General features: G+C 63.5%; 21 protein-coding genes. 9 read left to right on the top strand and 12 right to left on the bottom strand.

The genetic code is table 11. From position 1 onward, the window contains the following. Window positions 1–113: 113 nt before the first annotated feature. A complete protein-coding gene (locus F2982_RS03800; RefSeq protein WP_203429284.1) occupies window positions 114–1,937 on the top strand; it encodes a methyl-accepting chemotaxis protein in 1,824 nt (607 codons plus the stop codon). A 66-nt stretch (window positions 1,938–2,003) separates the two neighbouring features. On the opposite strand, the gene F2982_RS03795 is transcribed toward F2982_RS03800, so the two are convergent. Continuing rightward, entirely contained in the window at window positions 2,004–2,924 is a 921-nt protein-coding gene (locus tag F2982_RS03795) for a LysR family transcriptional regulator (protein WP_203429283.1), read from the bottom strand. Between the two features lie 95 nt (window positions 2,925–3,019). Between F2982_RS03795 and F2982_RS03790 the strand changes: the two genes are divergently transcribed. Beyond that, a complete protein-coding gene (locus F2982_RS03790; RefSeq protein ID WP_112719292.1) occupies window positions 3,020–3,229 on the top strand; it encodes a tautomerase family protein in 210 nt (69 codons plus the stop codon). A 48-nt stretch (window positions 3,230–3,277) separates the two neighbouring features. On the opposite strand, the gene F2982_RS03785 is transcribed toward F2982_RS03790, so the two are convergent. The 3 genes from F2982_RS03785 to glyS form a co-directional block, all read right to left on the bottom strand. Continuing rightward, window positions 3,278–3,655: a cupin domain-containing protein gene (locus F2982_RS03785; RefSeq protein ID WP_203429282.1), complete on the bottom strand. Its 378-nt coding sequence runs from the start codon at window positions 3,653–3,655 to the stop codon at window positions 3,278–3,280. A gap of 89 nt (window positions 3,656–3,744) precedes the next feature. Next, entirely contained in the window at window positions 3,745–4,629 is an 885-nt protein-coding gene (locus tag F2982_RS03780) for a hypothetical protein (protein WP_203429281.1), read from the bottom strand. 110 nt (window positions 4,630–4,739) lie between these two features. After that, a complete protein-coding gene (gene glyS / locus F2982_RS03775) occupies window positions 4,740–6,935 on the bottom strand; it encodes a glycine--tRNA ligase subunit beta (RefSeq protein ID WP_203429280.1) in 2,196 nt (731 codons plus the stop codon). 435 nt (window positions 6,936–7,370) lie between these two features. Here glyS and F2982_RS03770 point away from each other — a divergent pair, with 435 nt between their 5' ends. From F2982_RS03770 to F2982_RS03760, 3 genes are all read left to right on the top strand, one after another. After that, a complete protein-coding gene (locus F2982_RS03770) occupies window positions 7,371–9,677 on the top strand; it encodes a Tex family protein (RefSeq protein WP_203429279.1) in 2,307 nt (768 codons plus the stop codon). Between the two features lie 134 nt (window positions 9,678–9,811). Continuing rightward, window positions 9,812–11,071 (top strand): cyclopropane-fatty-acyl-phospholipid synthase family protein, encoded by a 1,260-nt coding sequence (locus F2982_RS03765; RefSeq protein WP_203429278.1) that lies wholly within the window; start codon window positions 9,812–9,814, stop codon window positions 11,069–11,071. Between the two features lie 49 nt (window positions 11,072–11,120). Beyond that, the gene (locus tag F2982_RS03760) at window positions 11,121–11,696 is read left to right on the top strand and encodes a histidine phosphatase family protein (RefSeq protein ID WP_203429277.1); all 576 of its coding nucleotides are present in this window, start codon (window positions 11,121–11,123) and stop codon (window positions 11,694–11,696) included. Window positions 11,697–11,871: 175 nt separating this feature from the next. On the opposite strand, the gene F2982_RS03755 is transcribed toward F2982_RS03760, so the two are convergent. Further along, entirely contained in the window at window positions 11,872–14,010 is a 2,139-nt protein-coding gene (locus F2982_RS03755; protein ID WP_130278670.1) for a transglycosylase domain-containing protein, read from the bottom strand. A gap of 184 nt (window positions 14,011–14,194) precedes the next feature. On the opposite strand from F2982_RS03755, the gene F2982_RS03750 reads away from it, so the two are divergent. Next, entirely contained in the window at window positions 14,195–14,671 is a 477-nt protein-coding gene (locus F2982_RS03750) for a YcgN family cysteine cluster protein (RefSeq protein ID WP_112719293.1), read from the top strand. A gap of 17 nt (window positions 14,672–14,688) precedes the next feature. On the opposite strand, the gene ampC is transcribed toward F2982_RS03750, so the two are convergent. From ampC to F2982_RS03735, 3 genes are all read right to left on the bottom strand, one after another. After that, window positions 14,689–15,843 (bottom strand): class C beta-lactamase, encoded by a 1,155-nt coding sequence (ampC, locus tag F2982_RS03745; RefSeq protein ID WP_203429276.1) that lies wholly within the window; start codon window positions 15,841–15,843, stop codon window positions 14,689–14,691. Between the two features lie 114 nt (window positions 15,844–15,957). After that, window positions 15,958–17,370, bottom strand: coding sequence for a DUF1254 domain-containing protein (locus tag F2982_RS03740; RefSeq protein ID WP_203429275.1), 1,413 nt, complete (start codon window positions 17,368–17,370; stop codon window positions 15,958–15,960). Between the two features lie 108 nt (window positions 17,371–17,478). Continuing rightward, entirely contained in the window at window positions 17,479–18,042 is a 564-nt protein-coding gene (locus F2982_RS03735; protein WP_203429274.1) for a TetR family transcriptional regulator, read from the bottom strand. 104 nt (window positions 18,043–18,146) lie between these two features. On the opposite strand from F2982_RS03735, the gene F2982_RS03730 reads away from it, so the two are divergent. After that, window positions 18,147–19,061: an SDR family oxidoreductase gene (locus F2982_RS03730; RefSeq protein ID WP_203429273.1), complete on the top strand. Its 915-nt coding sequence runs from the start codon at window positions 18,147–18,149 to the stop codon at window positions 19,059–19,061. A 576-nt stretch (window positions 19,062–19,637) separates the two neighbouring features. Here the strand turns inward: F2982_RS03730 and F2982_RS03720 are convergent. The 3 genes from F2982_RS03720 to F2982_RS03710 all read right to left on the bottom strand — a co-directional run bounded on the left by F2982_RS03720 (window position 19,638) and on the right by F2982_RS03710 (window position 21,689). After that, window positions 19,638–19,871 (bottom strand): type II toxin-antitoxin system prevent-host-death family antitoxin, encoded by a 234-nt coding sequence (locus tag F2982_RS03720; RefSeq protein ID WP_203429271.1) that lies wholly within the window; start codon window positions 19,869–19,871, stop codon window positions 19,638–19,640. Between the two features lie 60 nt (window positions 19,872–19,931). Further along, the gene (locus tag F2982_RS03715; RefSeq protein ID WP_203429270.1) at window positions 19,932–20,264 is read right to left on the bottom strand and encodes an MmcQ/YjbR family DNA-binding protein; all 333 of its coding nucleotides are present in this window, start codon (window positions 20,262–20,264) and stop codon (window positions 19,932–19,934) included. Window positions 20,265–20,330: 66 nt separating this feature from the next. After that, window positions 20,331–21,689 (bottom strand): HD-GYP domain-containing protein, encoded by a 1,359-nt coding sequence (locus F2982_RS03710; RefSeq protein WP_199626575.1) that lies wholly within the window; start codon window positions 21,687–21,689, stop codon window positions 20,331–20,333. A 687-nt stretch (window positions 21,690–22,376) separates the two neighbouring features. Between F2982_RS03710 and F2982_RS03705 the strand changes: the two genes are divergently transcribed. Together F2982_RS03705 and F2982_RS03700 are read left to right on the top strand one after the other, a co-directional pair. Beyond that, complete coding sequence (locus F2982_RS03705) at window positions 22,377–23,018, top strand: hypothetical protein (protein WP_203429269.1); 642 nt, start codon at window positions 22,377–22,379, stop codon at window positions 23,016–23,018. 337 nt (window positions 23,019–23,355) lie between these two features. Further along, entirely contained in the window at window positions 23,356–24,645 is a 1,290-nt protein-coding gene (locus F2982_RS03700; protein ID WP_203429268.1) for a terminase family protein, read from the top strand. A 33-nt stretch (window positions 24,646–24,678) separates the two neighbouring features. Here F2982_RS03700 and F2982_RS32010 read toward each other — a convergent pair whose 3' ends face one another. After that, window positions 24,679–24,810, bottom strand: a complete 132-nt coding sequence (locus F2982_RS32010; protein ID WP_281438210.1) for a hypothetical protein — start codon at window positions 24,808–24,810, stop codon at window positions 24,679–24,681. Window positions 24,811–24,936: the final 126 nt, after the last annotated feature.

The following is a 24,936-nucleotide window of genomic DNA, read 5'->3' as shown; positions in this document are numbered from 1 at the left end:
TGCCGGCCGCTGCATGTTCTTGAGCAGCGGTTTAAGCGGTCGTCCAGACCTGCTGACACAGGCGGTATCACACCGCGCCGGAGTCCTTTTCGTCCTTTCCGCTGCGGGGCATTATGAAAAAATTGCAGATTTCAAAACAACTGATTTTGCTGGTTACCGGCCTGATGCTCGCCTTTGCGATCGCCACCTCGCTGCAGGTCCGGTCCTCGGTCAACGCGATCTATAAGGAGCGCTACGACATGCTCCGTTCGGAGGTCCAGTCGGCTGTCTCCGTTCTCAAGCAGTACCAGGCGAAGGTCGATTCCGGTGAGCTGAAGCTGGAAGACGCCCAGAAACAGGCCTACACCACGCTGAACGCCATGAAATACGATCCGGATGGCTATTTCTTCGGCTATAGCTACGACATCCAGATGATGTTCCACTACGACGCCTCGAAGGTCGGCCAGTTCAACAAGGGCCAGCCGGACAGCAAGGGCAAGCTTTACCGCGAAGAACTCGTCAAGCTCGGCCAGCAGGGCGGCGGCCTCGTCGAATATTACTCGACCGCCAAGCCCGGCCAGCCGGCCGGCGATTTCCGCAAGACCGCCTATGCGCTCGCCTTCGACCCCTGGAAGGTCGTGGTTGTAACAGGCGTCTATATGGACGATCTCGACGCGCAGATCCGCGGCAAGGTCTTTGAGGCCCTGACTGCCAGCCTCATCCTCTTCGTTCTGGCCGTCATCGCTGCCTATGCCGTCATCCGCGGCATTTCCGGCCCGCTCAAGGACGTCCACAAGACGTTGCAGGCCGTTGCCGACGAGAATGTCTCGGTCGTCATTCCGCATACCGGCATGAACAACGAGATCGGCATGATGGCCAAGGCCACCCAGTCGCTGCAGGAAAAGATCCGCGAGCGTCATGCGATGGCTGAGCGCGAAGCGGTTCAGGCCCTGGCGCTGGAAACCGAGCGCGAGACCAACCTGCGCGGTCAGCAGGACGAAGCCTCGGCCCAGGCCCGCGTCGTCTCCACGATCGGCGAAGCCCTCGAGCAGATCGCTCGCGGCGACCTGACCGTCCGTTGCGCCGATATCGGCCAGAAGTATGCAGCGCTCCGCCACAACTTCAACGATGCTCTCCAGCATCTCGAAGCTGCGATGGCCAAGGTCAGCGCCAAGGGCGGTGACATCGGCGTCGCCAAGGAAGAAATCCGCCGCGCCTCGAACGAACTGTCGCAGCGCACAGAGCGCCAGGCCGCCAGCCTGGAAGAAACCTCGGCCGCTCTCGACGAGCTCACCGTCGCCGTCCGCCAGACCGCGGAAGGTGCACACGAGGCCAGCCAGCGCGTTCGCGAAGTCAGCACCGAAGCCTCGCGCAGCGATGCAGTCGTCACCGAAGCGATCACCGCGATGAGCGGCATCGAGAAGTCCTCCGAAGAGATCAGCAAGATCATCGGCGTCATCGATGAGATTGCCTTCCAGACCAACCTGCTCGCTCTGAACGCAGGTGTCGAAGCAGCGCGTGCCGGTGAATCCGGCAAGGGCTTTGCTGTTGTCGCCCAGGAAGTCCGCGAACTGGCCCAGCGCTCGGCCGCTGCCGCCAAGGAAATCAAGGATCAGATCGCCCGTTCCTCCAGCCAGGTCGACCACGGCGTCCGTCTGGTCGGTGAAGCAGGCGAAGCCCTGAAGCGCATCTCGGATCAGATCAAGTCGGCCAACGAAATCGTTGCCAAGATCGCCCACAGCGCCTCCGAACAGGACACCACGCTGCGCTCGATCTCGTCCTCGATGAACCAGCTCGATGCGGCAACCCAGCAGAACGCGGCGATGGCGGAAGAAACCACCGCTTCGGCCGAAACGCTGGCTGCCGATACCGACGAACTGCTCGGCCTGATCCGCGGGTTCCGCATAGGCAATGCTGCCCATGCCGCACCGGCCGTCCAGCACCGCCGCGCAGCCTGAGTTTTTATTACAGACATTTTCATCAAGACCAGCATTAGCGGCCGCCGGAGCAATCCGGCGGCCGTGTCATTTTGGAGAAGCGTCCGCAACCGGCAGTGCCGCAATCGTCTCGCGAAACCAGCGCTGTGCCGGATGGGCGTCGTTGCGCCGGTGCCAGGACATGACGAAGGGCACGGGCGCCAGCTCGACCGGCGGCTCCAGCAGCCGCAATTCGCTCTCCCGCCCGGATGCCTTGACGACACCCGCCATCAGCGTCGCGATCATGTCGGACTGCGCAACGAGGAGAGGGGCCGCATACATATGCGGCAGCGTCAGCGCCAGCCGGCGCTTCAGGCCCTGTTTCGCAAGCGCCGCATCGACATGCCCGAACCGGTCATTCTCTGGCGAGACCAGCAGATGTCCGAGCGTGAGGAATGTATCGAGATCGAGTGTCCCTTCGGCTGCCGGATGCCCCTTGCGCAGGATGCAGACGAAGCGCTCCTCGAACAGCGGCTGGCTGAGGATGCGCCCCGCCGATGCCGGGGGCACGCCGATCGTCACATCCGCCGCACCTGAATCGAGCATGTCTACGGCATCGTCGCGGGCGCTGAAATTGCGGACCTGCAGCGTGATGCCGGGCGCGATCTCCTGCAGGCGCTGGACGAGCTGCGGCAAGAGCACGAAGGCCGGATGATCGGAAAGCCCGAGCGTGAAGGTGAGCCGTGCCGTCCCGGGCTCGAAGCTCTGCGTGAAAGAGAGCGTCCTCTGGATTTCCGTGAGCGCCTGCTGCAGCGGCCCCGCCAGATCCACCGCCCGCGGCGTCGGCTGCAATCCATCCACGCCGCGCACGAAGAGCTCGTCCTGAAACAGCGCCCTCAGACGCGAGAGCGCGGCGCTCATCGCCGGCTGCGTCCGGCCGATGCGGATGCCTGCCTTGGTGACGCTGCGCTCCTGCATCAGCGCATCGAAGGCGACGAGAAGGTTGAGATCGATACCGTGTAAATCCATGGCGTGGATGAATGCATATATCGACTATCGATTTCAAGTATGTCTAGCGGCGGCGTAGCCTCTGGTCATCAACTGGTCCAACCAAGGAGACGACCATGCCATTCGCCAATTTCAAGGTCCCGCAGGGAACGATGAGCGCCGAGCAGAAGGAAGACCTCATCCACAAGACCACCGCCATCTTCGTCGGCTATTTCGGCGAGGGCGTGCGCCCCTATACGATGGTCCTCGTCGACGAAGTGGCCGACGGCGGCTATGGCCGCGCCGACGAAACGCTCACCATCGCCAAGATGCAGAAGGAGCGGTGATATCAGCCGCAACAGCAGGCTGGCGGTCTTCTCCGCCAGCCGCTTTCCTCAAATCCAGAGATCGCTCTTTGCCGTGCGCTCTCCGCCTTCCTCGCCGGTGTTCAGCGTGCCGCGCGGCTCGATCAGCAGCATCTTCACCTCGGAGGCGGCATAGGGCTTATGCTTGATGCCCTTCGGCACGACATACATCTCGCCCGGCCCGATCGAGACGGCGCCGTCAGGCAGATCGATCCGCAGCACGCCCTCGAGCACCAGGAATGCCTCGTCGGTCGTCGGATGATCGTGCCAGATGAAATCGCCCTCGATGCGGACGATCTTGAACTGGTAGTCGTTCAGCTCCGCGATCACCCGCGGCTGCCACTGGTCGCTGAATTTCGCGAGCTTCTCGGCGAAATTGATCGCGCTATACGTCTTGGTCTCAGCCATTTTGATCTCCATCTTGCCGGGCAGTGGTAGATCAGGGCGGTGGCGCGGTCTTGAACGTTTGTGCCGCGCCTACTGTGCCCAGTCGAAGCTCATCGTCTGCAAATCCAGCCAGGCATTGCCGCCGCCGAAATTGAATCCCCCAGATATTCCTCGAACTCGATATAGTACGGGCTGATATCGGGAATGTTCTGCGCCGGGCGCATCGAGCCGCCGATATGATCAGGGAGGTGATCGGCCGCCCAGGCATGCTCGCGGTAGTTCTCTTCCTCCACCTCGTCGCCTTCCCAGTAATAGAAGGCCTGGTAGCCCGTTTCCGCCGCCGCCCATTCGTCGCGCGGCGCAATGCCGGCGTTCGGGTCTTCGGCGCGCGGCGTGACGTCGAGAGCGCGGTTATAGAAGAGGTCGGCATGATCTGTGTCGCCGAGCATCTGCAGCAGGCCGTAATTCTCGCTCTGATCGTCGAGATAGACGGCGGCCGCGCCGCGCGCCAGCCATTCGGGGCGGCGGATGCGGTCGCGATACTTGTTCGGCCTCAGCCGCGGCGGCTGGCAGAACGGCGCGTTGAACTCCGCTTCGGTGAGCAGGATCACCGCATGCGAGCGCCCGAGAAAATCCGCAATCCGGTAAAGCCGCGGATGGCTCAGCCGCTCGCTCATCCAGAAGGGATAGAGATCGCTGTCGCGCGGTTCGCTGGCATCGGGATCGGCAATCAGCGCCGCAATTTCGGCCACACGGCCTTCGTCTTCGTCATGCGCGCTGCCGAAGAAGGAGAGGGCGACGATATCAGGCCCGAAGCCCCGGTATTCCGGCGGCAGCAGCAGCGTGAAGCCGTGCTGCAGCGGATAGCCGGTGTTGGCATCCAGCGGCCACTGTTCTTCCTTGATGCCCGGCGGCAGGCCGAAACACCAGCCACCGCCACGCGGCCCTTCCTCGGAAACGGGTTGTGCAAGGACTTCGATATTATAGGCCTTCACCCGTCTCTCCCAACGTCATCCTCGGGCTTATCCCGAGGATCTGCAGTTTCATGATACGGTTCGGCCGGTAGATCCTCGGGACAAGCCCGAGGATGACGGCAGAATGTGGATTACCCGGCGATCTTCGAGAAGTCGGCAACCGTACCCGTCGCTTCGCGGATCAGCCGCAGCAGCGCCAGGCGGTTGGCGCGGATCGCAGCGTCCTCGTCATTGACGAGCACGTCCTCGAAGAAGCGGTCGACGGGCGCCCGCAGCTTGGACAGCGCAGCCATCGCCGAGCGGAAGTCTTCGTTGACGATCGCCTCCGAGGCTTCGGCGGAGGCGTGGGCGACGGCCGCAAACAGCTCCTTCTCGGCATCGAGTTTCAAGAGCGGTTCGGAAACACCGTCGGCAACCACGGTGCCCTTCTTCTCTTCGGCGGCGAGCAGCTGCGTGGCGCGCTTGGTGCCGGCGAGCAGGTTCTTGCCGTCCTCGGAGGTGATGAAGGCCGTCAGCGCCTCGACGCGGCGGGCGATCATCAGGAGATCGTCCGTCTCGGGCGTCAGCACGGCATCGATCAGGTCGTGGCGGGCGCCCTGATCGCGCAGGTAGACCTTGAGGCGGTCGTGGAAGAACGACAGAAGGTCGAGCTGGCGCGACAGGTCTGCGCCTTGCTCCGCCTTCGGCACTCCGGCCTTGTCGGCGATGTCGTCATCGATCCGGCCCATATGGCTGACGATGCGCGGCAAGAGCGTCAGGCGAACGTTGCGCTCCAGAATGATGCGGATGACGCCGAGCGCGGCGCGGCGCAGCGCAAACGGGTCCTTGGAGCCGGTCGGCTTTTCATCGACGGCCCAGAAGCCGATCAGCGTGTCGAGCTTGTCGGCGAGCGCAACGCTGATGGCGATCTTGTCGTCAGGTACGCGATCGGACGGGCCCTGCGGCTTGTAGTGGTCCTCGATCGCCGTCGAAACGGCGGTATCTTCACCCTGCAGCGCCGCGTATTTGCGGCCCATGACACCCTGCAGTTCCGGGAACTCGCCGACGGCTTCGGTGCGCAGATCCGCCTTGGCCAGCACGACGGCCCGGTCGACCAGCTTGTGGTCGGCGCTAAGCGGGAAGGCGATCTTCGCGGCCATGGCCCGCATGCGCTGCACCCGCTCGCCCTGCGTCCCGAGCTTCGCCTGGAAGGTCACGTTCAGCGCATCGAGCTTCGCCATGCGCTGGTCGAGCGGCTTCTTCAGGTCGAGATCGAACGCCTTTGCCGAAGCTTCCAGCGTTTCGAGGTCCGGCAGGTTGCCCTGGTCGCGCTTCCAGAAATGCAGCGCGTCGGAAAGGCGGGCGCGCACGACCTTGCCGTTGCCGTGGATGATTTCCTTGCCGCCATCGGTCGCCTGGATGTTGGAAACCAGGATGAACTTGTTCGAAAGCGTCTCCTCACCCTGTTTGCGGGTGACGAAGCACTTCTGGTTGGTCTTGATCGTCAGGCGGATGATCTCGGAGGGAATCGACAGATAGTCTTCCTCGAAGGCGCCCATCAGCACCTGCGGCCATTCGACGAGGCCGGAGACCTCTTCGAGCAGGCCTTCGTCCTCGACCAGCTCAAGGCCGCTGGCAAAAGCCAGATTGGCGGCGTCGGAAGCGATGATCTCCTTGCGGCGCTCGGCATCGAGAATGACCTTGGCCTTCTCCAGATTGGCCGCATAGTCGTCGAAGCGCTTGACGGTGATGGCATCAGGCGCATGGAAGCGGTGGCCGTAGGTGACGTTCGACGCGACGATGCCTTCGATCTCGAAGGGGATGACGGTCGTTTCTTCGTGCTCGGTGCCGAAGGTGCAGACGATCGACTGCAGCGGGCGCACCCAGCGCAGCGAGCCGGGCTTGGCGGAGGCCTTGCCCCAGCGCATCGGCTTCGGCCACGGGAAATCGCGAATGATGCCGGGCATCACGCCCGCAATGATCTCGTCCGCCGCACGGCCGGCGCGCGAAATGACGGCAATGTAGAAATCACCCTTCTTCGGATCGCTCTGAACCTGCGCTTCGGAAATGGAGGAAAGCCCGGCGCTGCGCAGAAAGCCTTCGATCGCCTTTTCGTTGGCGTCGGTGCGCGGGCCCTTCTTCTCCTCGCGCACATCGGCGGAGCGCGCCGTCAGGCCGCGAATATCGAGCGTCAGGCGCCGCGGCGTCCAGTATTCGCGCGCACCTTCATAGGAAAGACCGGCTTCGACAAGCGCATCGGTAACGAGCTTCTTCAGGTCGCCGGCAGCCTTGCGCTGCAGACGGGCCGGAATTTCCTCGGAGCGGAGTTCTAGAAGCAGATCAGGCATGTCACTTTTCCTTGCGTCACCGGGTTCGGGACGGTCCAAAACGGTCGCCTCTGCTACCAAAGAATGCCGCATCTGCACAACCGCAAAAACGCCGCGTGGTGGGGAGGGTAGGGCATTTCGTCGGTGGTGTTTCAAATGAGAGGTCTTTGCCCGTGATACCCCCCTCTGCCCTGCCGGGCATCTCCCCCACAGGTGGGGAGATCGACTCGTTGCGCGCATGTCCCCAAACAATCAATGTTGGAGCGAGCGGTTGCGCCCAGCCAATCTCCCCACCTGTGGGGGAGATGCCCGGCAGGGCAGAGGGGGGCGGCCACGCTCGGAGCTCACCTACATCCCCATACGCTCACCTTCCTCTGTGGAAACCGCCCTCGGGCATTGCCTTGCCGTTTTTCGCCGCTATGGTCCCGCAACTTTCGTCAACGCGCAGGAAAACCCATGGCCGCCGATCTTCGTTCGCTTGCCGCAGTCATCGCCTCGGAAATCAATGCCCGGCCGGATCAGGCCAAGGCGGCGATCGAGTTGCTGGATGAGGGCGCGACCGTTCCGTTCATCGCCCGCTACCGCAAGGAAGTGACCGGCGGGCTCGACGATACGCAGCTCAGAAACCTGGCCGAGCGGCTGGTCTACCTGCGCGAACTCGAAGCGCGCCGCGCGGCGATCATCTCGTCCGTCTCCGAACAGGGCAAGATGACCGACGAACTGATGGGCAAGCTTTCGGGCGCCGCCACCAAGGCCGAGCTCGAAGATCTCTATCTGCCCTACAAGCCGAAGCGCCGCACTCGCGCCGAGATCGCCCGCGAACGCGGCCTCGGCCCGCTCGCCGAAGCCATCCTCGCTGACCGCTCGAAGGAACCCGCAACGCTCGCCGAGGCCTATATCACCGCCGATGTTCCCGATGTGAAGACGGCGCTCGAAGGCGCCCGCGATATCGTCGCCGAAGGCATCGCCGAAAATGCTGATCTGCTCGGCAAGCTGCGCGCCCATATGCGCAGTGCTGCCCTCTTGAAGGCCAAGGTCGTCGATGGCAAGCAGGCGGCCGGCGAGAAGTTCTCCGACTATTTCGACCATTCCGAACGCTGGGCGACGGCGCCGGGCCACCGCGCGCTCGCCATGCTGCGCGGCTGGAACGAGGAAATCCTGACGCTGACGATCGAGGCCGATGCCGAGACCGCATCGCCGAACAAGCCGGTGGAGCGGATGATCGCTAGCGCCTACGAAATCGGCTCAAGCCGCCCCGGCGACCGCTGGCTGATGGATGTCGCCACCTGGACCTGGCGCGTCAAGCTCTCCATGTCGCTGTCGCTCGACCTGATGCGCGAGCTGCGTGAGCGCGCCGAGGAAGAGGCGATCCACGTCTTCGCCCGCAATCTCAAGGACTTGCTGCTGGCGGCCCCGGCCGGTTCGCGCGCCACGATGGGCCTCGATCCGGGCATCCGCACCGGCGTCAAGGTCGCCGTCGTCGATGGCACCGGCAAGGTCGTCGCCACCTCCACCGTCTATCCGTTCCAGCCGAGAAACGACGTGCGCGGCGCCCAGGTCGAGCTCGCCTCGCTGATCCGCAAGCACAATGTCGAGCTGATCTCGATCGGCAACGGCACCGGCAGCCGCGAGACCGAAAAGCTGGTGGCCGACATGCTGGCCGAGCTTCCGGGCGCCAAGCCCACCAAGGTCATCGTCTCCGAAGCCGGCGCCTCCGTTTACTCGGCTTCGGCGACAGCCGCCGCCGAGTTCCCCGATCTCGACGTTTCGCTGCGCGGTGCCGTCTCCATCGCGCGCCGCCTGCAGGATCCGCTGGCCGAGCTCGTCAAGATCGAGCCGAAGTCGATCGGCGTCGGCCAGTACCAGCACGATGTCGACCAGGGCAAGCTCTCCCGCTCGCTCGATGCCGTCGTCGAAGACGCCGTCAATGCCGTCGGTGTCGATCTGAACACGGCATCGGCGCCGCTGCTCGCCCGCGTGTCCGGTCTCAGCCGCTCGATTGCCGATTCCATCGTCGTCCACCGCGATCAGAACGGCCCCTTCGAAAGCCGCAAGGACCTCCTGAAGGTCGCCCGCCTCGGCAATCGCACCTTCGAACAGGCCGCCGGCTTCCTGCGCATCCCGAACGGTAAGGAGCCGCTCGATGCTTCCTCCGTGCACCCGGAAGCCTATGGTGTAGCCAAGAAGATCGTCGCCGCCTGCGGACGCGACCTGCGCTCGCTGATGGGCGACAGCGTGCTGTTGAAGGGCCTCGATCCGCGCAAGTTCATCGACGAGCAGTTCGGCCTGCCGACCGTCAAGGACATCATCGCCGAGCTCGACAAGCCCGGCCGCGACCCGCGCCCGAGCTTCAAGACCGCGACCTTCGCCGAAGGCATCAACGAGATCTCCGACCTGAAGCCCGGCATGACGCTGGAAGGCACCGTCACCAATGTCGCGGCTTTCGGCGCCTTCGTCGATATCGGCGTCCATCAGGATGGTCTGGTTCACGTCTCCCAGCTCGCCGACCGTTTCGTGAAGGATCCGCATGAGGTCGTCAAAGCCGGCGATGTCGTCAAGGTTCGCGTCGTCGAGGTCGATGCCAAGCGCAAGCGCATCGCTCTTTCGATGCGCAAGGACGATGCCGGCGCACCCCCGCCGCGGGGCGAGTCGCGGGCAAACAACGCGCCCCGGTCGCAAAATTCTTCGCGCTCCGCACCGTCAAAACAGGAAAGTCAGGGCGCATTCGGCGCTGCCCTGGCCGAAGCCATGAAGCGAAAATAAGCACTTAGGACTAGAATTTGCAAAAATGTCACACTTTGGCAGCGTTGTTGCCGGAGTGCTAAACTGTGCGCTTGTCAGACGAAAGGGACGCATTAAGTTGATGTGACCGTCCTGTCACATTGCGAGGCCTTATCATGGCGTCGGGATTTCTATCGATTGTCCAGAAAATCATCCGCAAGGGTAATCTGAAGCTTACACTCGCCAACGGCGAGACACATACGGTCGGGGATGGCAGCGGCGATTTCGTCGCTGTGCGCATCGCCGACGAGGAGGCGGAAAAGCTGATCCGCCGCGACCCCACCCTCAAGCTTGGCGAAATGTATATGGATGGCCGGTTCATTCTTGAACACGGCAACATCTACGACTTCCTCGCCATGGTGAAGCAGAACACCACCAACGAGATATTCGATATCCCGATGGCGGCGCTCCTCATCGGCCGCATTGCCCTGCAGCAGCTGAAGAGCCGGCTTCCCGTCAATCACAACAAGCGCAACGTCGCCCATCATTACGATCTGTCCGAGCGCCTGTTCGAGCTCTTCCTCGATGAGGACTGGCAGTATTCCTGCGCCTATTTCGATCCGCCGGGCATCAGCCTGGAGGAGGCCCAGGTCGCCAAGAAGCGCCATATCGCCGCCAAGATGCTGCTTGAGCCGAACCAGCGCGTGCTCGAGATCGGCTCCGGCTGGGGCGGAATGGGCCTCTATATCGCCGAGGCGACGCCGGGCCTCGACCATACCGGCATCACGCTCAGCGAAGAGCAGCTGAAGATCTCGCGCGACCGGGCCGAAAAGCGCGGTATCGCCGATCGCGTCCGCTTCGAGCTGCAGGACTACCGGACGATGAAGGCCGAGCCCTTCGACCGCATCGTCTCGGTCGGCATGTTCGAACATGTCGGCATCGGCAATTTCCCCGGTTATTTCAAGAAGGTGCACGAGCTGCTCGCCGATGACGGCGTCATGGTCCTGCACTCGATCGCCCGCCCGAAGCCGAGCTTCGCCACCAACGCCTTCATCGAGAAATATATCTTCCCGCAGGGCTATATTCCCTCGATCGGCGAAACCATCCCGGCGATCGAAAAGGCCGGGCTTTTGGTGCGCGACGTCGAGGTGTTGCCGCTGCACTACGCCTATACGCTGCGTGCCTGGCGCGAGCGCTTCGTGGCGCGCAAGGCCGAAGCGGTCGCACTCTACGACGAACGCTTCTTCCGCATGTGGGAATTCTATCTCGCCGGCTCCGAGATCGGCTTCCGCTGGGACGAGCTCTTCATCATGCAGATCCAGATCACCAAGAACCAGTATTCGACGCCCGATAACCGCAACTATATTCCGGCGGCCGAAAACAAGCTCAAGGAATTCGAGGCGGTCCGCCCGCCGCTCGAAAAGATCACGTTCTGACCATCAGGCGCGGCTTCAAGGCCGCGCTTTCGCATATTAAGGTGCAGTCATGGCCTATCCCGAGATTACCCTTGTGCGCCACGGCGAAACCGAGTGGAGCCTTTCCGGCCGCCACACCGGCCGCAGCGACATCCCGCTGACCGCAAAAGGCGAGGAGGCCGCCCGCGGCCTCGCGTCCCGCCTTGCCGGGATCACTCCCGCCGCCGTCTGGTCGAGCCCGTCAGCCCGTGCCCGCAACACCTGCGCCCTCTCGGGTTTCGGCGCCAGCGCCGTCATCAAGGACGACCTCGCCGAATGGGACTACGGCGACTACGAAGGCATCACCACAAAGGAAATCCTCAAGACCCGCCCCGGCTGGCAACTCTTCCGCGACGGCTGCCCCAACGGCGAAACTGCCGCCGCCACCGGCGCCCGCGCCGACCGCATCATCACCGAACTGCGCACCCTCGACGCCCCGGTTCTGATCTTCTCCAGCTCCCACTTCCTCCGCGTGCTGGCCGCCCGCTGGCTCGGCCTGCCGCCGGAGGGTGGCGAGAAGTTCGTGCTGGACACGGCAAGTGTCAGTGTGCTCGGCTATGAGCATGATCTGACGGAGCCGGTGATCCGGCGGTGGAATGGGCGGTAGGGGTTACACTGTCGAGGCGGGCTGCGTTCTTGTGCTGAAAAGAGTCCTTCGCCGCGCAGACGCGCGGCTGCTGGTTGCCTGTGACATCCCGTGGGCGCAGCCCTAAGGCCACAGGAGTAAGGGAGTGTTGGGTGGGCGCTGCAGGGTGTCACCTACGGGTGCCAGGCCCCACCTCTCACTCCACACTCGCAACCTTCTGCGCCTCGAGCGGCGCCGCATCCTTCAGTTTCTCGCCGAGATCCTTCAAGATCTTCGTGCTCTCCACCGAGAGCATCCGCGGGCGCACCAGCTGCGGCGTGCCATCGGCGGGTTTGGCGGCGGCGGTCTTGGCGGCGTCCTTGGGGGAGGGCAGCGGGTTTTCGATGCCGGGGATCGGGCGCAGCACGACGCCCTGGTGGGCGTAGTCCATGGCGCGCTTGAAGGTCATGGCGGGCAGCGATCCCCCGGTCATGTTGTTGGTCGAGGTATAGTCGTCGTTGCCGAACCAGACGGCGGTCGTGTAATTGCCGGTGAAGCCGACGAACCAGGCGTCGCGATAGGCCTGCGTCGTGCCGGTCTTGCCGGCGGTGACGATGCCGTTGTCGAGTGCTGCCTTGCGGGCGGTGCCGACATAGGGGATGCGGCTCAGCATCTGGTTCATCTCGTCGTCGGCCTTTTCCGACAGCACCCGCTTTGCCGGCGGCTCGTCGCGGTCGAAATCGTAGAGCACGTCGCCGTCGTAATCGAGGATCTGTGTGATGCCGTGGCGGCGGGACTGGTAGCCGCCGGCCGGGAAGACGGCATAGGCCGTCGCCTGGTCGAGGACGGTGACCTCAGATGTGCCGATCGGGATCGTCACGTCATCGCGCACCGGCGATTCGACGCCCATCGCTTTCGCCATGGCGCGGATCGGCTGGATGCCGAGCTTTTCCTTGGCGAGACGCACCGGAATGGTGTTGATCGACTGGGCGATCGCCGTCTCAAGCGTCACGCGTCCGGCATAGCGGTTTTCGTAATTGTGCGGGCTCCAGTTGCCCCAGGAGATCGGCGCGTCGATGATCGTCGTCTTCGGCGTCATGCCGCTCTCCATGGCCACCGAATAGGTGTAGACCTTGAAGGAGGAGCCCGGCTGGCGCAGCGCCTTGGTGGCGCGGTTGAACTGGCTTTCGCCGTAATCCCGGCCGCCGACCATGGCGCGCACGGCGCCGCCGTTTTCGATCATCACCATCGCGCCCTGCTTGGCGTGATAGCTCTCGCCATATTCGCGCAGCGACGTCTCGACCGAATCCTCGGCCGCCTGCTGGATGCCCATGTCGATGGTGGTGCGCACGACCAGCGAATGCTGGTGGAAGCGCGAGGCGAGCCGCTGCACTTCGTCGAAGGCCCAGTCGAGGAAGAAATCGGGGGCTTCCTGCTCGTTGCGGTCGATCGCGGTCGCCGGATTGCGCCGCGCCGCGATCACCTGGCCCTCGGTCATCAGCCCGCTCTGCACGAGATTGGTGAGAACCTCGTTAGCGCGGGCACGCGCGGCGGGAAGATTGACATGCGGCGCATATTTCGCCGGCGCCTTGAAGAGACCGGCAAGCATGGCGCTTTCGGCCAGATTGACGTCGGTGATGCTCTTGCCGAAATAGAACTGCGAGGCTGCCGCCGCCCCGAACGTGCCGCCGCCCATATAGGCGCGGTCGAGATAGGTGGAGAGGATTTCCTTCTTCGAAAGATTGGCCTCCAGCCACAGCGCCAGGAAGGCTTCGGTGATCTTTCGGTCGATCGAGCGTTCGTTGGAAAGGAACAGGTTCTTTGCCAGCTGCTGCGTCAGCGTCGAGCCGCCCTGGACGACTTCGCCGGCCTGGGCATTGGTGACCAGCGCGCGGAACAGGCCGATGACATCGATGCCGAAATGGTCGAAGAAGCGGCGGTCTTCGGTGGCGAGCACCGACTTGATCAGGCTGTCGGGCAGCTCGTCGATCGGCACCGAGTTCTGGTGGATGACGCCGCGATGGCCGATGACATTGCCGTAGCGGTCGGTGAAGGTGACGGCGAAATCGCCGCGATTGCGCCAGTCTTCCTTGGTCGCCTCGAAAGCAGGCTGGGCAAGCGCCAGCATCAAGACGGCGCCGACCGAGCCGAGCGTCAGGCCTTCGCCGCCAAGTTCGAAGACGATGCGCTTCCAGCCGCGAACGCGGAAGCGGCGGAAGAAGATGGTGATGTCTTCCCAGATTTCGGCAGAGCGGAAGCCGGCATTCCAGACCGTGGAATCGATCCAGGAATCGATCTTCAGCAGAAGATGTTTGCTCTTCTTCGGCTGCTTTTCCGGAGTTTCAGGATCCTGCACGTTGTTCTTCCCGCCCGATCGCGCTTGACGGCTGGCCCCCAGGCGTCAGAGCAACAGCCTGATTTGGCATTGCGCTCTTCGATAAACGAAGCATGCTGAATCTTTGATTGATTTGCCCGACGATAACAAGAGACGCAGCCGGCCTCACGCGAATTTGCGGAACGGCTGTTGCAGAAACGAAATGATGGAAGATACGCCCTTCTGGAAGCGCAAGACGCTGCCGGAGATGACCAAAGAGGAATGGGAGAGCATCTGCGACGGATGCGGGCTCTGTTGCCTCAACAAGCTCGAGGAATGGGACTCGGGCGATATCTATTTCACGTCGGTCGCCTGCAAGCTGCTCGACGGCGAGAGCTGTCGCTGTTCCAACTACGAGAAGCGCTGGGATTTCGTGCCCGATTGCGTGCAGCTGACCAAGGAAAACGTCCCTGAGATCGCCTGGCTGCCGCCGACCTGCGGCTACCGGCTGATCAACGAGGGCGAGGACCTCTACTGGTGGCACCCGCTGGTCTCAGGCGACCCCGAGACCGTGCACCAGGCCGGCATTTCCGCCCGCGGGCGGACGATCAGCGAGACGGAGATCGATCCGGAGGCGCTCGAGGATTACGTGGTGGATTGGCCGCTGACGGTGGGTAACGACGCGAAGGAGCGGCCGGAATAAACCGGCCGCAGCCTGACTTACTTCGTATATTTTTCCAGCGCTTCGATGAGCTTCAGCCCGGCTTCGGCGCGCGCCGTGTTCGGGTAGTTGCGATTGGCGAGCACCGTCAGACCGATGCCTGACTTGGGGGCTAGGACGATATAGGCGCCGAAGCCGCCGGTGGCGCCGGTCTTGTTCATCAGCACGGATTTCTGCGGGGCAAGCGGCGTCTTGAGTGCTTTGACCGGCTGGCTCTCCAGGCTCATCTTGCTGGAATTGCCGTCCATCAACTGCTTCGCCTTCACCGGCCAGGGATACTGCTCCCAGACCATGTCCTGCGTGTACTGTGCGGTGGTGAAATAGCCGGTATGGGTCTGGCGGATGGCGGCGGCGAGATCGGGTGCCAGGCCCTGCTGATCAAGGTTGAGCGCCATCAGATGCGTCATGTCGCGGATCGTCGTCTTGACGCCATAGGCCTCGTCGTCGAGGACGCCGGGATTGACGCGGATCGGGCGGTTGTCCTTGGAATAGCCGAAGGCATAGCGGTCCTTTTCGGCGTCGGGCACGCTGATGAAGGTGCTCTTCAGGCCGAGCGCCGGGAAGAGCTGTTTCTCCGCCGCCTCGCGGTAGCTGCCGGCAAGGCGCTGGCCGGCGATGCGGCCGAGCAGGCCGATGCTGACATTCGAATAGGAGCGCATCGTGCCCGGCTTGTAGGGCGGCTTCCAGTTTTTCAGATAGGCCGTCAGTTCGGCATCATTGGTGACGCTGTCGGGCACCTGCAGCGGCAGGCCGCCGGACGTATGGGTGGCGAGATTGACGAGGGTGATATCGTCGAAGGCGCTGCCCTTCAGCTCCGGCAGATAGGTCGAGGCGGGGTCCTTGAGCGAGATCAGGCCGCGCTCGGCGGCAAGCGCTGCGAGCGTCACGTTGAAGACCTTGCTGACCGAGCCTAGCTCGAAGATCGTATCCGGGGTCACCGGCGTCTTCGCCTCGCGCGATGCCTCGCCGTGGGTGTAGAAGAATTCCTGGCCCTTGATCGAGACGCCGATGGCGATGCCCGGGATATCGTATTGCTTGACGACCGGCTGAAAGATCTCATCCGCGATCTGCTGGAAGGCCTTGTCCGTCAGTTCGCCAGCGTGAAGCGGGCTGGCGGAAAGGGCGAGGGCGGCGAGGCAGTGTCTCAGTTTCATGGGCGGCGGCTCCTTTGCGTTTCGCATCATGCGAGACGTGGATAGCGCTCAGCGCGCCGCGGCCACAAACGATAAGAACTCGCGGGAGACCTTAGATAAATTGGGGCTTGCAGGTTACATCGCCTTCCGGACGGGCGGCGGAGCCCAATCGCCGTCGAGGACCTCGTCACGCGACCAGTAGAGGCGCATCAGCAGGTTGAAGGGCTGGCCGGCCGCGACCGGAAGCCAGTTGCTCTCCCTTTGCTTCCCGGGCGATGCCGGCTGGATAAGGATATCCACGGAGCCGTCTGTGTTCACGGCGAGGTTGCTGCGGTCGCCGAGTGCCTGCCGCTTGATCGCGTTCGGGATGAAGTAGCCGTCCTTGTCGTAGACGGTGACGGACCAGAAGCCGTCGACGGGCGGGAGTTTCCCTTTCTCGAAATGAAGGACGTATTTGCCGCTGCCATCGAGTGGTTTGCCGTCGCTGTCGGTCGCAAGCGAGGGATAGACCGCATCCTGCGCCAGGTTTTCCCCCAGGCAGCATTGCGCGATGGCCGCGCGATAGAGGTAATCGACGCCATAGGCACCGCTTTGGAGGGTGTAGACCCATCCCTTGACGTTCTTTCCTTCGCCACCTGCCTTCTTTCCTTCCGAAAGCACGAGGGCTTTGCCATCCGCCGTTCCACGCTCGAAAGCCTTCTGCACCTGGGACGATTGCGCAGCGAGATCGAAGTGCTGCCCCGGCTTGAAGCCGACGCGTTCCAGGCGATGGATGATAGGATAGTCGAAGGGGCCGGGCGGATTGTCTTTCAGCAGATCGGAGAACTGGCCGAGATAAGAGGCGGCTGTCATCTGGTCGACCTGGACCGGTGCCGGCGTCTTCATGTCGATGGCCGGGTCCACCTTGCCTTTCGGCGGCACGTATTCGCCCTTGCCCCAGGCCGAGAGCGGCACGAGCCTGTATCCGGCCTGCACCTTGTGAACGGCATCGTAATCGGCCGGACCATCGGCTTTTGTCCTGCCGACGATGTCGGTGTAGCGCGTGGGGCTGCGGATCATTTCCAGGCCGCTGGGAACCGTTCCCTGCCAGGAAGGGCTGACCAGCAGGAAATCGCGGGCAGTGTTTGCCCCGGTCGTCCGGGTTCCCGGAACCGCGAACACATCCGTCCACAGGCTCATCAGCGGCAGCATGAAATAGCGGTCCGTTGCCGGAACCGACAGCACCATCGGCTCAGGCCCCAGATCGAGCACGGCCGGCGAATAGAGCGTGTCCATGTTCGGCCGCACGACGCTTTTGAAATCCACCGGTGTGAACTCGCGCGCGTGGCTGAACTGATTGAACGGCGCTTGTGTCGGGATGCCCGTCGGTTCGGCATAGTTCGTGGTCTGCACGGCGGTCAGGTAGGTCAGCACCAGAGGATAGGCATAGACATAGGCGTCCTTGGCGATGCGATAGGCTTCCTGTTTCGAAATCTCGTCCGCTGTGGCAAGGGGTGAAGACGCCAGTGTGAGGGCGAGGGCACCGGAAACGAGTACGCGCTTGAACATGACTGACAGCTCCGCTTCATCCACAAGGCGGAAGTCATCCTCCTGTCGCGCCGTAAATTGAAGTACGCAACGGTAAATCCCGTCGTAAACTGTGCAGGTCGCCGCGTTTCAGCGTTCCGCGATCGCCTTGAGGAACAGCTGCAATTCCCGCTCGACGTAATCGGCGACACGGCCTTCCGATGTGAAGCCCCACCAGAGGAGGGAGCCCTGCCATTGCGAGAGCATGAGGCGGGCGCAGATGGCTGGATCACGTACGGCGGAGAGGCAGGCGGTGAGGGCTGCGGTCAGCGCATCCGCCCAGGCAGCGCCGCGCGCGCGGAGCACCGGATCGCGGAAGTCCTCGCGCAGAACCAGGAGGCCCTGGGCATAGGCGGCTGCATCCTCGCCGTAATCCTGCGAGAGGCCGGTGAGAAGGGCGACGGCGCCTTCGGGGGTCTTTTCGCAGACCGTCGCAAGTCTTGCAGTCAGGGCGTCCAACGCGTCCCAGGCATGGAGCAGCGCCGATCGCAGCATGGCGGATTTCGTGCCGAAACGCTGGACGAGGGTAGAGCCTGAGAGGCCGCTGACCTTCGCCACCGCGCCGAAGCTTGCGGCATCCGGCCCCTCGGCATGAATGAGGGCCAGAACCATCTCCAGAAGCTGCTCGTCCGGCAGGGTGCGGGTGCGCGGCATGAAATTTCCTCTTGCGTTCGCATCGATTATGAACGAACGTTCGTTTATATTCAATGGCCCGTCGCGAGGCGGCCGAAAATGCTTCTAGCGTGGAGGATCGGATTATGACAGCGGAGCTCAGGGGAAAGGTGGCACTGGTGGCGGGCGGCACGCGCGGCGCGGGACGCGGGATCGCGATCGAGCTGGGGGCAGCAGGCGCGACCGTCTATGTGACGGGCCGCTCGACGCGCGGCCAGCGCTCCGAATACGACCGGCCGGAGACGATCGAGGAGACCGCCGAATTGGTCGAGGCGGCCGGCGGCCGGGCGGTGGCGCTGAGAGTCGATCATCTCGTGCCCCATGAAGTGGAGGCGCTGGTGGCGCGCATCCGCGGCGAGGAGGGTAGACTCGATATTCTCGTCAACGACATCTGGGGCGGCGAGCACCTGACCGAATGGGAAAAGCCTGTCTGGGAACATTCGCTGGAAAACGGCCTGAAAATGCTGCGGCTGGCGATCGACACGCATTTCATCACCGCCCGCTACGCCCTGCCGCTGCTGATCGAACGGCCGGGCGGGCTGCTTGTCGAAATGACCGACGGCACGGCCGAGTATAACGCCACGCATTACCGGCTGAACCCGTATTACGACCTCGTCAAGACCGGCGTGACCCGCATGGCCTGGGCGCATGGCAGGGACCTGGAAAAGCACGGCTGCACGGCGGTTTCCATGACGCCCGGCTGGATGCGCTCGGAAATGATGCTGGAGATCTATGGGGTGACCGAGGCGACCTGGCGCGACAGCACCATCGCCCCGGCGCATTTCGTCATCTCGGAGACGCCGCGCTTCGTCGGCCGCGCCGTGGCGGCGCTGGCGGGGGATGCGGAGATGCGGCGTTTCAACGGACAGTCGCTCTCGAGCGGCGGGCTGGCGAAGGTCTATGGGTTCGACGATGTGGACGGGTCGAGGCCGGATTGCTGGCGGTATATGGACGAGGTGGTGGAGACGGGGAGGGAGGCGGATGCGGTGGGGTATCGGTGAGGGCAATTTCCAGCGGGTCGTGGCCGAAAATCAATATACGGTATATTTGAGCGAGAATTGGCATCTATTGAGTTTCTGAAATGTTCTGCCATTATCTGACTTGGGGGCTTTGATTCCTTTGAGGAGTAAGGGCATGTTAACAGGTATCGCAGGACTTCCTCCGCAGGCCAACTATTTGGCAGCTGCTAAGCCTTGCTTTCACCACTGGCAAGGCGCCTCTGGGCGATGGTGGATAACGACTGTTTATCCCTTGTTGGCATCTCACATTGATCTGCCTGCAGTGTATTTGATGGTCCGGCGAGACGTAAATGGCCTCGCGCATCCGCTGTATATAGGCCAGACGTCAAATACAGCGAGGCGAATGAACGAGCACCAGAGCGACAAAATTCGGCAGGCGACCGTGCTAGGAGGGAGCGAGCTTCATCTCCACTTCCTCGCCGAAAGGGAATGGGAGCGGTTCGCGATTGAGACCGATCTCCGCAATGGTCATCACGCTCCGCTTAACCGCCAAGATACCGCTGTTGCATCGGGTCTCTTTGGACTTCTAGGGAGGTAGCTGAGCTACAGCGAGTCCCGTTATCGGGACCCGGATGTATTACGCTCGAGCGGGATATCGCCGCCGGGAAAAGTCTTGAGAAAGGCGGAGAAGCTTGGTCGTTCCTGCCTGCAAGCCGCTGTGACGGCTTCTACGCTGACGAGAACCGCAAGAGGCTTGCCCGCGCTAGTGATTGTCACAAAGTCGCCGGAGCGGGCTGCCTCGACGTGCTGGGCAAGGGTACGTTTGGCATCATCCAGTTCGACAGTTTTCATCTCATCACTCCCGAGCCGGTTTAGGCGAAGTTTGATTGGTCGTTTCTGCATAAGCAAGCGCTAGCTTCCGAGAAGCCCATGCAACCCCTTCGGCGCCACATTCAGCCAGGCCTTGCGCACGAGGTCGCGGGTCAGCGTGTCCTCGGCGAGCGTGTGATAGAGGCGGGTGGAGCCGCGCAGGCCCCAGCCGCCGGGGACGGGGAGGGTTTCCTTCGGGGCGATTTCGAGGGTGAGTTTCTGCTGGTCGGGGGTGAGGCGGACGACGCAGTAATCCTGGTCCGGAAAGGTCAGAAAGATTTTGCTGCGCACGCGAAAATCACGTGTGCCCATATGGGCGCTTTCGACCGCTTCCGGCAGTGAGAGCGCAAAGGCTGCAAGCTGTTCCCGGTCCATGGCGGATTATAGCACGGATGGGGTGGCGGACAAATGTCGACGACGGTTTTGGCGCGTCCGGGCGCTTTACGCCGCCGCCTTCTTTTCGATGGCGGTGCGGTCGAGCGCGCGTTCGAGTGCGGTGATGCAGACCGGATCGTGGCTTTGGCCCGCACCCTCCCAGAGGATGGCGAGCGCCTTGGCGATCGGCATGGCGGCGCGGTAGGGGCGGTCGGCGGTCAGCGCATCGAAGACGTCGGCGGTCGAGACGATGCGGACCTCCATAGGGATGGCTTCGGCGGTCAGGCCGCGCGGATAGCCTTTGCCATCAAGCCTTTCGTGATGGGCGCCGCCAATGACGGCGGCTTCGGAGAAGGCATGGATGCGCGACAGGATGAGCTCGGAAAATTCCGAATGGCGCTTCATCTGCTCCCATTCCTCGCCTTCGAGCTTGCCGGGCTTGTCGAGAACTGAGTTGGAGACGCCGAGCTTGCCGATATCGTGGAGGAGGGCGGCGCGCTTCAGGAAGCGGCGGCCCTCGGCATCGATGCCCATTTCCTCGGCGATCAGATCGGTAAACAGCGCGACGCGATCGCTATGGCCCGATGTATAGGGGCTCTTGGCGTCGATCACCTTGGCGAAGGCGGCGGCGATATCGTCGAGGTAGTCGTCATCGGCCATGATTGCCTGCTGGCCGGGCTCGCTGCTCAGAACGACCTCCTCCAGCGCTTCGGAACGCAGGATTTCCCAGAAATCGGGGCGCGCGGCGACGCGGGCAAAGGCAGCCGTGAGATCGGGATCGAACCATGTGCCGGATCGCTTGGCGATCTCGGCCTTCGACGCCTCGGGGCCGCCGCTCGCCTGAAAGATATCGGCGATCTGCGACAGGAGCGCGATGCGCGAGAACAGCGGGATTTCGGTGCCCGACAGGCCGATCGGCCGGCCGCCGCCATTCCAGTGTTCGTCGAGGCCGAGAATGCCGTTTGCCACCGCTTCGGAAAAACGCATCATCCGGGCGATCTCGGCGCCGCGCTGGCAGCGCGTCTGGATCAGGTCGGTGACGATCTCGCCGCCATTCTGCAGGATGTTGAGAATGCCGCGAAAGCGCTCGGCAAGGCCGGCCTGCATGCCGGTATGGCCGATGACGAAGCGCAGCACCTGGCCGAGGCTGCCATCGACCAGCTTGAAATCGCGCTTGAAGGCGAGATCATCGGCCAGATAGATCTCGCAGATGCGGGCGGCATTGCTGCTGCAGCCGAGGTCTTTCAGCAGCAGCGTGTAATAGAGATCCTGCAGCTCGCCATCCGGCAGGCCGAGCTCGCGGCCGATATGGGTGCCGATATAGCAGGCGCGGATGCAATGGCCGGGCGGCTGCCCTTCCGTTAGATCGAGCGCCTTGCTGAGCGCTTCGATGATTTCCGCAAGCCGGATCTGGATGCCGCTCATGATGTCCTGCCGTTCCTGGATGTGAGGAGTGTTGGGGCAGGGGTGGTTGCGGAAGGGTTCAGGGGATTGGTTAAGATCGCGGATTTCAGTTGAATTTCAACATATTAGAATGATGGAATGAAGCTTGTGCGGGATGGTGCGGGGAAGGATAATTGCAGATTGTAGGAAAATAATCCTTGACGGCGTGACGGTGGTTTGGTAGGGTCATGGCATAGTCGGAAAGTTGCGGCTGGTGGCGCTGAGCGGTTGCCGTTTGGCGGGTAGAGCCACATCACGCTCCCTCATTCCTGTGCCCTTAGGGCTGCGCCCACGGGATGTCACGGGAATCCAGTGCACCCCAGTCCTGGGGTGCGGAATACCTTCTTATTAAGGGCATGAGTCATTCACGGCGCGGACGCGCCGTGGCTGGATCCCTGTGACATCCCGTGGGCGCAGCCCTAAGGGCACAGGGATGAGGGAGAACTGTGGTCTTGGCCCCCTCATCCGCCCTTCGGGCACCTTCTCCCCACTGGGGAGAAGGGACACTACGGATGCCTCTGGCACCAACATCCCCTCTCCCCTCGGGGGTCCGAAGGACGGGTCGAGACCGTCGGCTCGACCCCGGTGGGCAGGGTGAGGCCGGGCTCGGCGGCCGACTGACGCCCTGAGCCTCGCACTTTACGGCACCTTGCCGAAAAAGGACCCTCCATGAGCACTGGTGAATTCAGACCCGAGCTTTGCGGCTTCTGGCCGGAGCGGCCCGTCTATGGCGGGGAGCTGCTGCTGGAGACCAAGTCGGAAGGCTTGCCGGGGGATGAGCTCCGGGTGTTGCTGAACCAGATGACGGCGGAGATGCGGGAGCAGTTTGCGGCTTTCGTCGAGCTGCGCAAGGGTGCCGAGATTGCGGCGCTGAGCGGTGACGAGGCGGCGGAGAAGCTGGCGCGGGCGGACCTGAAGGCGGCGGCCGATGCCATGGGGCTGATCGTCCGCACGCTCGAGAAGATCGACCAGCTGCAGCGCCAGCTTGCCCGCGACCGCGAGATGGAGATCGAAAGCCGCGAACAGGCCGAAGGCTATGCCGCGGCCAAGGGGCAGCTCTTTGCGATCATTGAGCAGCGCGCCGAAGAGAAGGCGGCGCTGATCGTCGACGAGCGGATCAGGGCTTGGCAGACGGAGGCGGGCGGACGTGACGGGATTTCCTTCACCGGGACGGACGATGCGGCCGCGATCGGCGCGCCAGAAGCGGCGGGGCGAGGCGGCGAAGGTGCGCTCGGCGATGGCGCAGGCGCTGTCGGCGGCGGGACTATTGCGGCAGGGGCTGGAGGCGATCGGTGCGGGCCGGGCGGATGAGTTGGAGGCGGCGGGTGGCAGAGCGGAGCCTGCGGCTCGTCGTATTGCGACGGATGGGACTACAGGTTCTGAAGAGTCTGCGAGGAGAGAAAGGACGGATGCCGGCTTGGCTGATGCAATGCTTCCGGCAGACATAGCTTTGTCCGTCGTGTCCACCGGAGACGACAGCTCTACGGTGGCCGTATCTGGCACTATGAACGTTCCGGCCGCGATTGCTGCGGAGGCACTGCCTGTTCACGGCGTTGCCGGTGGCGGCGTCTCAGGCTCGGAGCCTGCATCGGCTACTGCTCCTTTCCAATCAACTCCACCCGCTCACCCACCAACGGAGGTCTGGCCGATGCGGCTTGAGCCGGGGCTTTCGGCGCTTGAGAGGCTGGAGCGGATCGGCGGGCCGTTGCTGGAGGGCTTTCCCGCGGCGCTCAGGGATTGGGCGCTGGCCGGGCGGCTGGAGCAGATGGCGCCTGTTGGCGATTGGCGGACATGGCTGCTGCTCGGCGGGCGCGGGTCCGGCAAGACGCGGGCGGGGGCGGAATGGGTGCATGGTCTGGCGAGCGCCGGGCAGCGCTCGGATCTGAGGATCGCGCTGGTGGCGGAGACGCTGGGGGATGCGCGTGAGGTGATGATCGACGGCATTTCCGGGATCTGCCGGATCGCGCGGCGCAACCGGCCGGACTTCGAGATTTCGCGCCGCAGGCTGGTCTGGCCGAATGGCGCGGTGGCGCAGGTGTTTTCCTCCGAAGATCCCGAGAGTTTGCGCGGGCCGCAGTTTCATCTGGCCTGGTGCGACGAGCTGGCGAAATGGAAGCATGGGCAGGAGACCTGGGACATGCTGCAATTCGGCCTGCGGCTCGGCGCTGCGCCGCAGCAGCTGGTGACGACGACTCCGCGGCCGGTGCCGTTGCTGAAGGCGCTGATCGCGGATGAGGGGACCCGCGTCGTGCGGATCAGCACGCTTGCCAACCGCGCCAATCTGGCGCCGGGTTTCATCGATGCGCTCTCGGCGCGCTATGGCGGCACGCGGCTGGGGCGGCAGGAGCTCGATGGCGAGCTGATCGAGGATCGCGAGGACGGGCTGTGGAAGCGCGGCCAGATCGAGGCGCTGGTGACGCGGGTGACCGGTGCCCTGAGGCGCATCGTCGTGGCGGTCGATCCGCCGGCGGCGGCCGGCGCGCAATCCTGCTGCGGGATCGTCGTGGCGGGGATCGAGGTTTCCGGGCGGGCGGTGGTGCTGGCGGATTGCTCGGTCGAGGGCTTGAGCCCGGCTGGCTGGGCGGGGGCCGTGGTGCGCACCTATCAGCGTTTCGGCGCCGACCGGGTGATCGCCGAGATCAACCAGGGCGGCGACATGGTTTCGGCCATGCTGAAGAGCATCGATGCGACGCTGCCGGTCTCGAGCGTGAGGGCGACGCGGGGGAAATTTCTAAGGGCCGAGCCGGTGGCCGCGCTCTACGAGCAGGGACGGGTGGTCCATGCCGGGCGCTTCACGGCGCTGGAGGACCAGATGTGCGATTTCGGCCCGGACGGGCTCTCGAACGGCCGCTCGCCGGACCGGCTGGATGCGCTGGTCTGGGCGCTGACGGCACTGGTGCTTGATGGCGGCGGCGAGCCGCGGGTGAGAGGTATATGACGGTTCGCCGCTCGCCTTTTGCGCCTTGGCAGTTTATCGCTGCTTCGGCGGTTCTGCAGGGCGCGGTGCTTCGCGAACCGGGCGGACCTGGCGCCACTCGTTTTCCATCTGGTCGACGAGGTGCTGGGGAATGATGGGCTGCTGTTGGGTATCGGTCGTTTGCATCGGTCTCCTCTCCGGCTTGACGGCCAATCGGCTGGGCCAAGGCTTTTGAAAGCTTGTGGCGCTGCGGCGATAGGAAACGCATGACACAGCTTAAATATGCTGTAAATCAGGGGCTTAAACGCTTTA

It is taken from the genome of Rhizobium sp. BG4 (assembly GCF_016864575.1).
GTDB lineage: Bacteria > Pseudomonadota > Alphaproteobacteria > Rhizobiales > Rhizobiaceae > Rhizobium.
The sequence above is the reverse complement of the archived record's forward strand: the minus strand, read 5'-3'. Positions and strand labels throughout refer to the sequence as shown.

What these genes read in the sequence shown, in the direction of transcription:
- F2982_RS03760 (WP_203429277.1), top strand. Translation starts at nt 11,121, where the DNA reads ATGGCCTATCCCGAGATTACCCTTGTGCGCCACGGCGAAACCGAGTGG.
- F2982_RS03785 (WP_203429282.1), bottom strand. Translation starts at nt 3,655, where the DNA reads ATGGCTGAGACCAAGACGTATAGCGCGATCAATTTCGCCGAGAAGCTC.
- F2982_RS03715 (WP_203429270.1), bottom strand. Translation starts at nt 20,264, where the DNA reads ATGGACCGGGAACAGCTTGCAGCCTTTGCGCTCTCACTGCCGGAAGCG.
- F2982_RS03795 (WP_203429283.1), bottom strand. Translation starts at nt 2,924, where the DNA reads ATGGATTTACACGGTATCGATCTCAACCTTCTCGTCGCCTTCGATGCG.
- F2982_RS03800 (WP_203429284.1), top strand. Translation starts at nt 114, where the DNA reads ATGAAAAAATTGCAGATTTCAAAACAACTGATTTTGCTGGTTACCGGC.
- ampC (WP_203429276.1), bottom strand. Translation starts at nt 15,843, where the DNA reads ATGAAACTGAGACACTGCCTCGCCGCCCTCGCCCTTTCCGCCAGCCCG.
- F2982_RS03705 (WP_203429269.1), top strand. Translation starts at nt 22,377, where the DNA reads ATGAGCACTGGTGAATTCAGACCCGAGCTTTGCGGCTTCTGGCCGGAG.
- F2982_RS03765 (WP_203429278.1), top strand. Translation starts at nt 9,812, where the DNA reads ATGGCGTCGGGATTTCTATCGATTGTCCAGAAAATCATCCGCAAGGGT.
- F2982_RS32010 (WP_281438210.1), bottom strand. Translation starts at nt 24,810, where the DNA reads ATGCAAACGACCGATACCCAACAGCAGCCCATCATTCCCCAGCACCTC.
- F2982_RS03750 (WP_112719293.1), top strand. Translation starts at nt 14,195, where the DNA reads ATGGAAGATACGCCCTTCTGGAAGCGCAAGACGCTGCCGGAGATGACC.
- F2982_RS03740 (WP_203429275.1), bottom strand. Translation starts at nt 17,370, where the DNA reads ATGTTCAAGCGCGTACTCGTTTCCGGTGCCCTCGCCCTCACACTGGCG.
- F2982_RS03730 (WP_203429273.1), top strand. Translation starts at nt 18,147, where the DNA reads ATGACAGCGGAGCTCAGGGGAAAGGTGGCACTGGTGGCGGGCGGCACG.
- F2982_RS03770 (WP_203429279.1), top strand. Translation starts at nt 7,371, where the DNA reads ATGGCCGCCGATCTTCGTTCGCTTGCCGCAGTCATCGCCTCGGAAATC.
- F2982_RS03720 (WP_203429271.1), bottom strand. Translation starts at nt 19,871, where the DNA reads ATGAAAACTGTCGAACTGGATGATGCCAAACGTACCCTTGCCCAGCAC.
- F2982_RS03710 (WP_199626575.1), bottom strand. Translation starts at nt 21,689, where the DNA reads ATGAGCGGCATCCAGATCCGGCTTGCGGAAATCATCGAAGCGCTCAGC.
- F2982_RS03700 (WP_203429268.1), top strand. Translation starts at nt 23,356, where the DNA reads ATGCGGCTTGAGCCGGGGCTTTCGGCGCTTGAGAGGCTGGAGCGGATC.
- F2982_RS03790 (WP_112719292.1), top strand. Translation starts at nt 3,020, where the DNA reads ATGCCATTCGCCAATTTCAAGGTCCCGCAGGGAACGATGAGCGCCGAG.
- glyS (WP_203429280.1), bottom strand. Translation starts at nt 6,935, where the DNA reads ATGCCTGATCTGCTTCTAGAACTCCGCTCCGAGGAAATTCCGGCCCGT.
- F2982_RS03735 (WP_203429274.1), bottom strand. Translation starts at nt 18,042, where the DNA reads ATGCCGCGCACCCGCACCCTGCCGGACGAGCAGCTTCTGGAGATGGTT.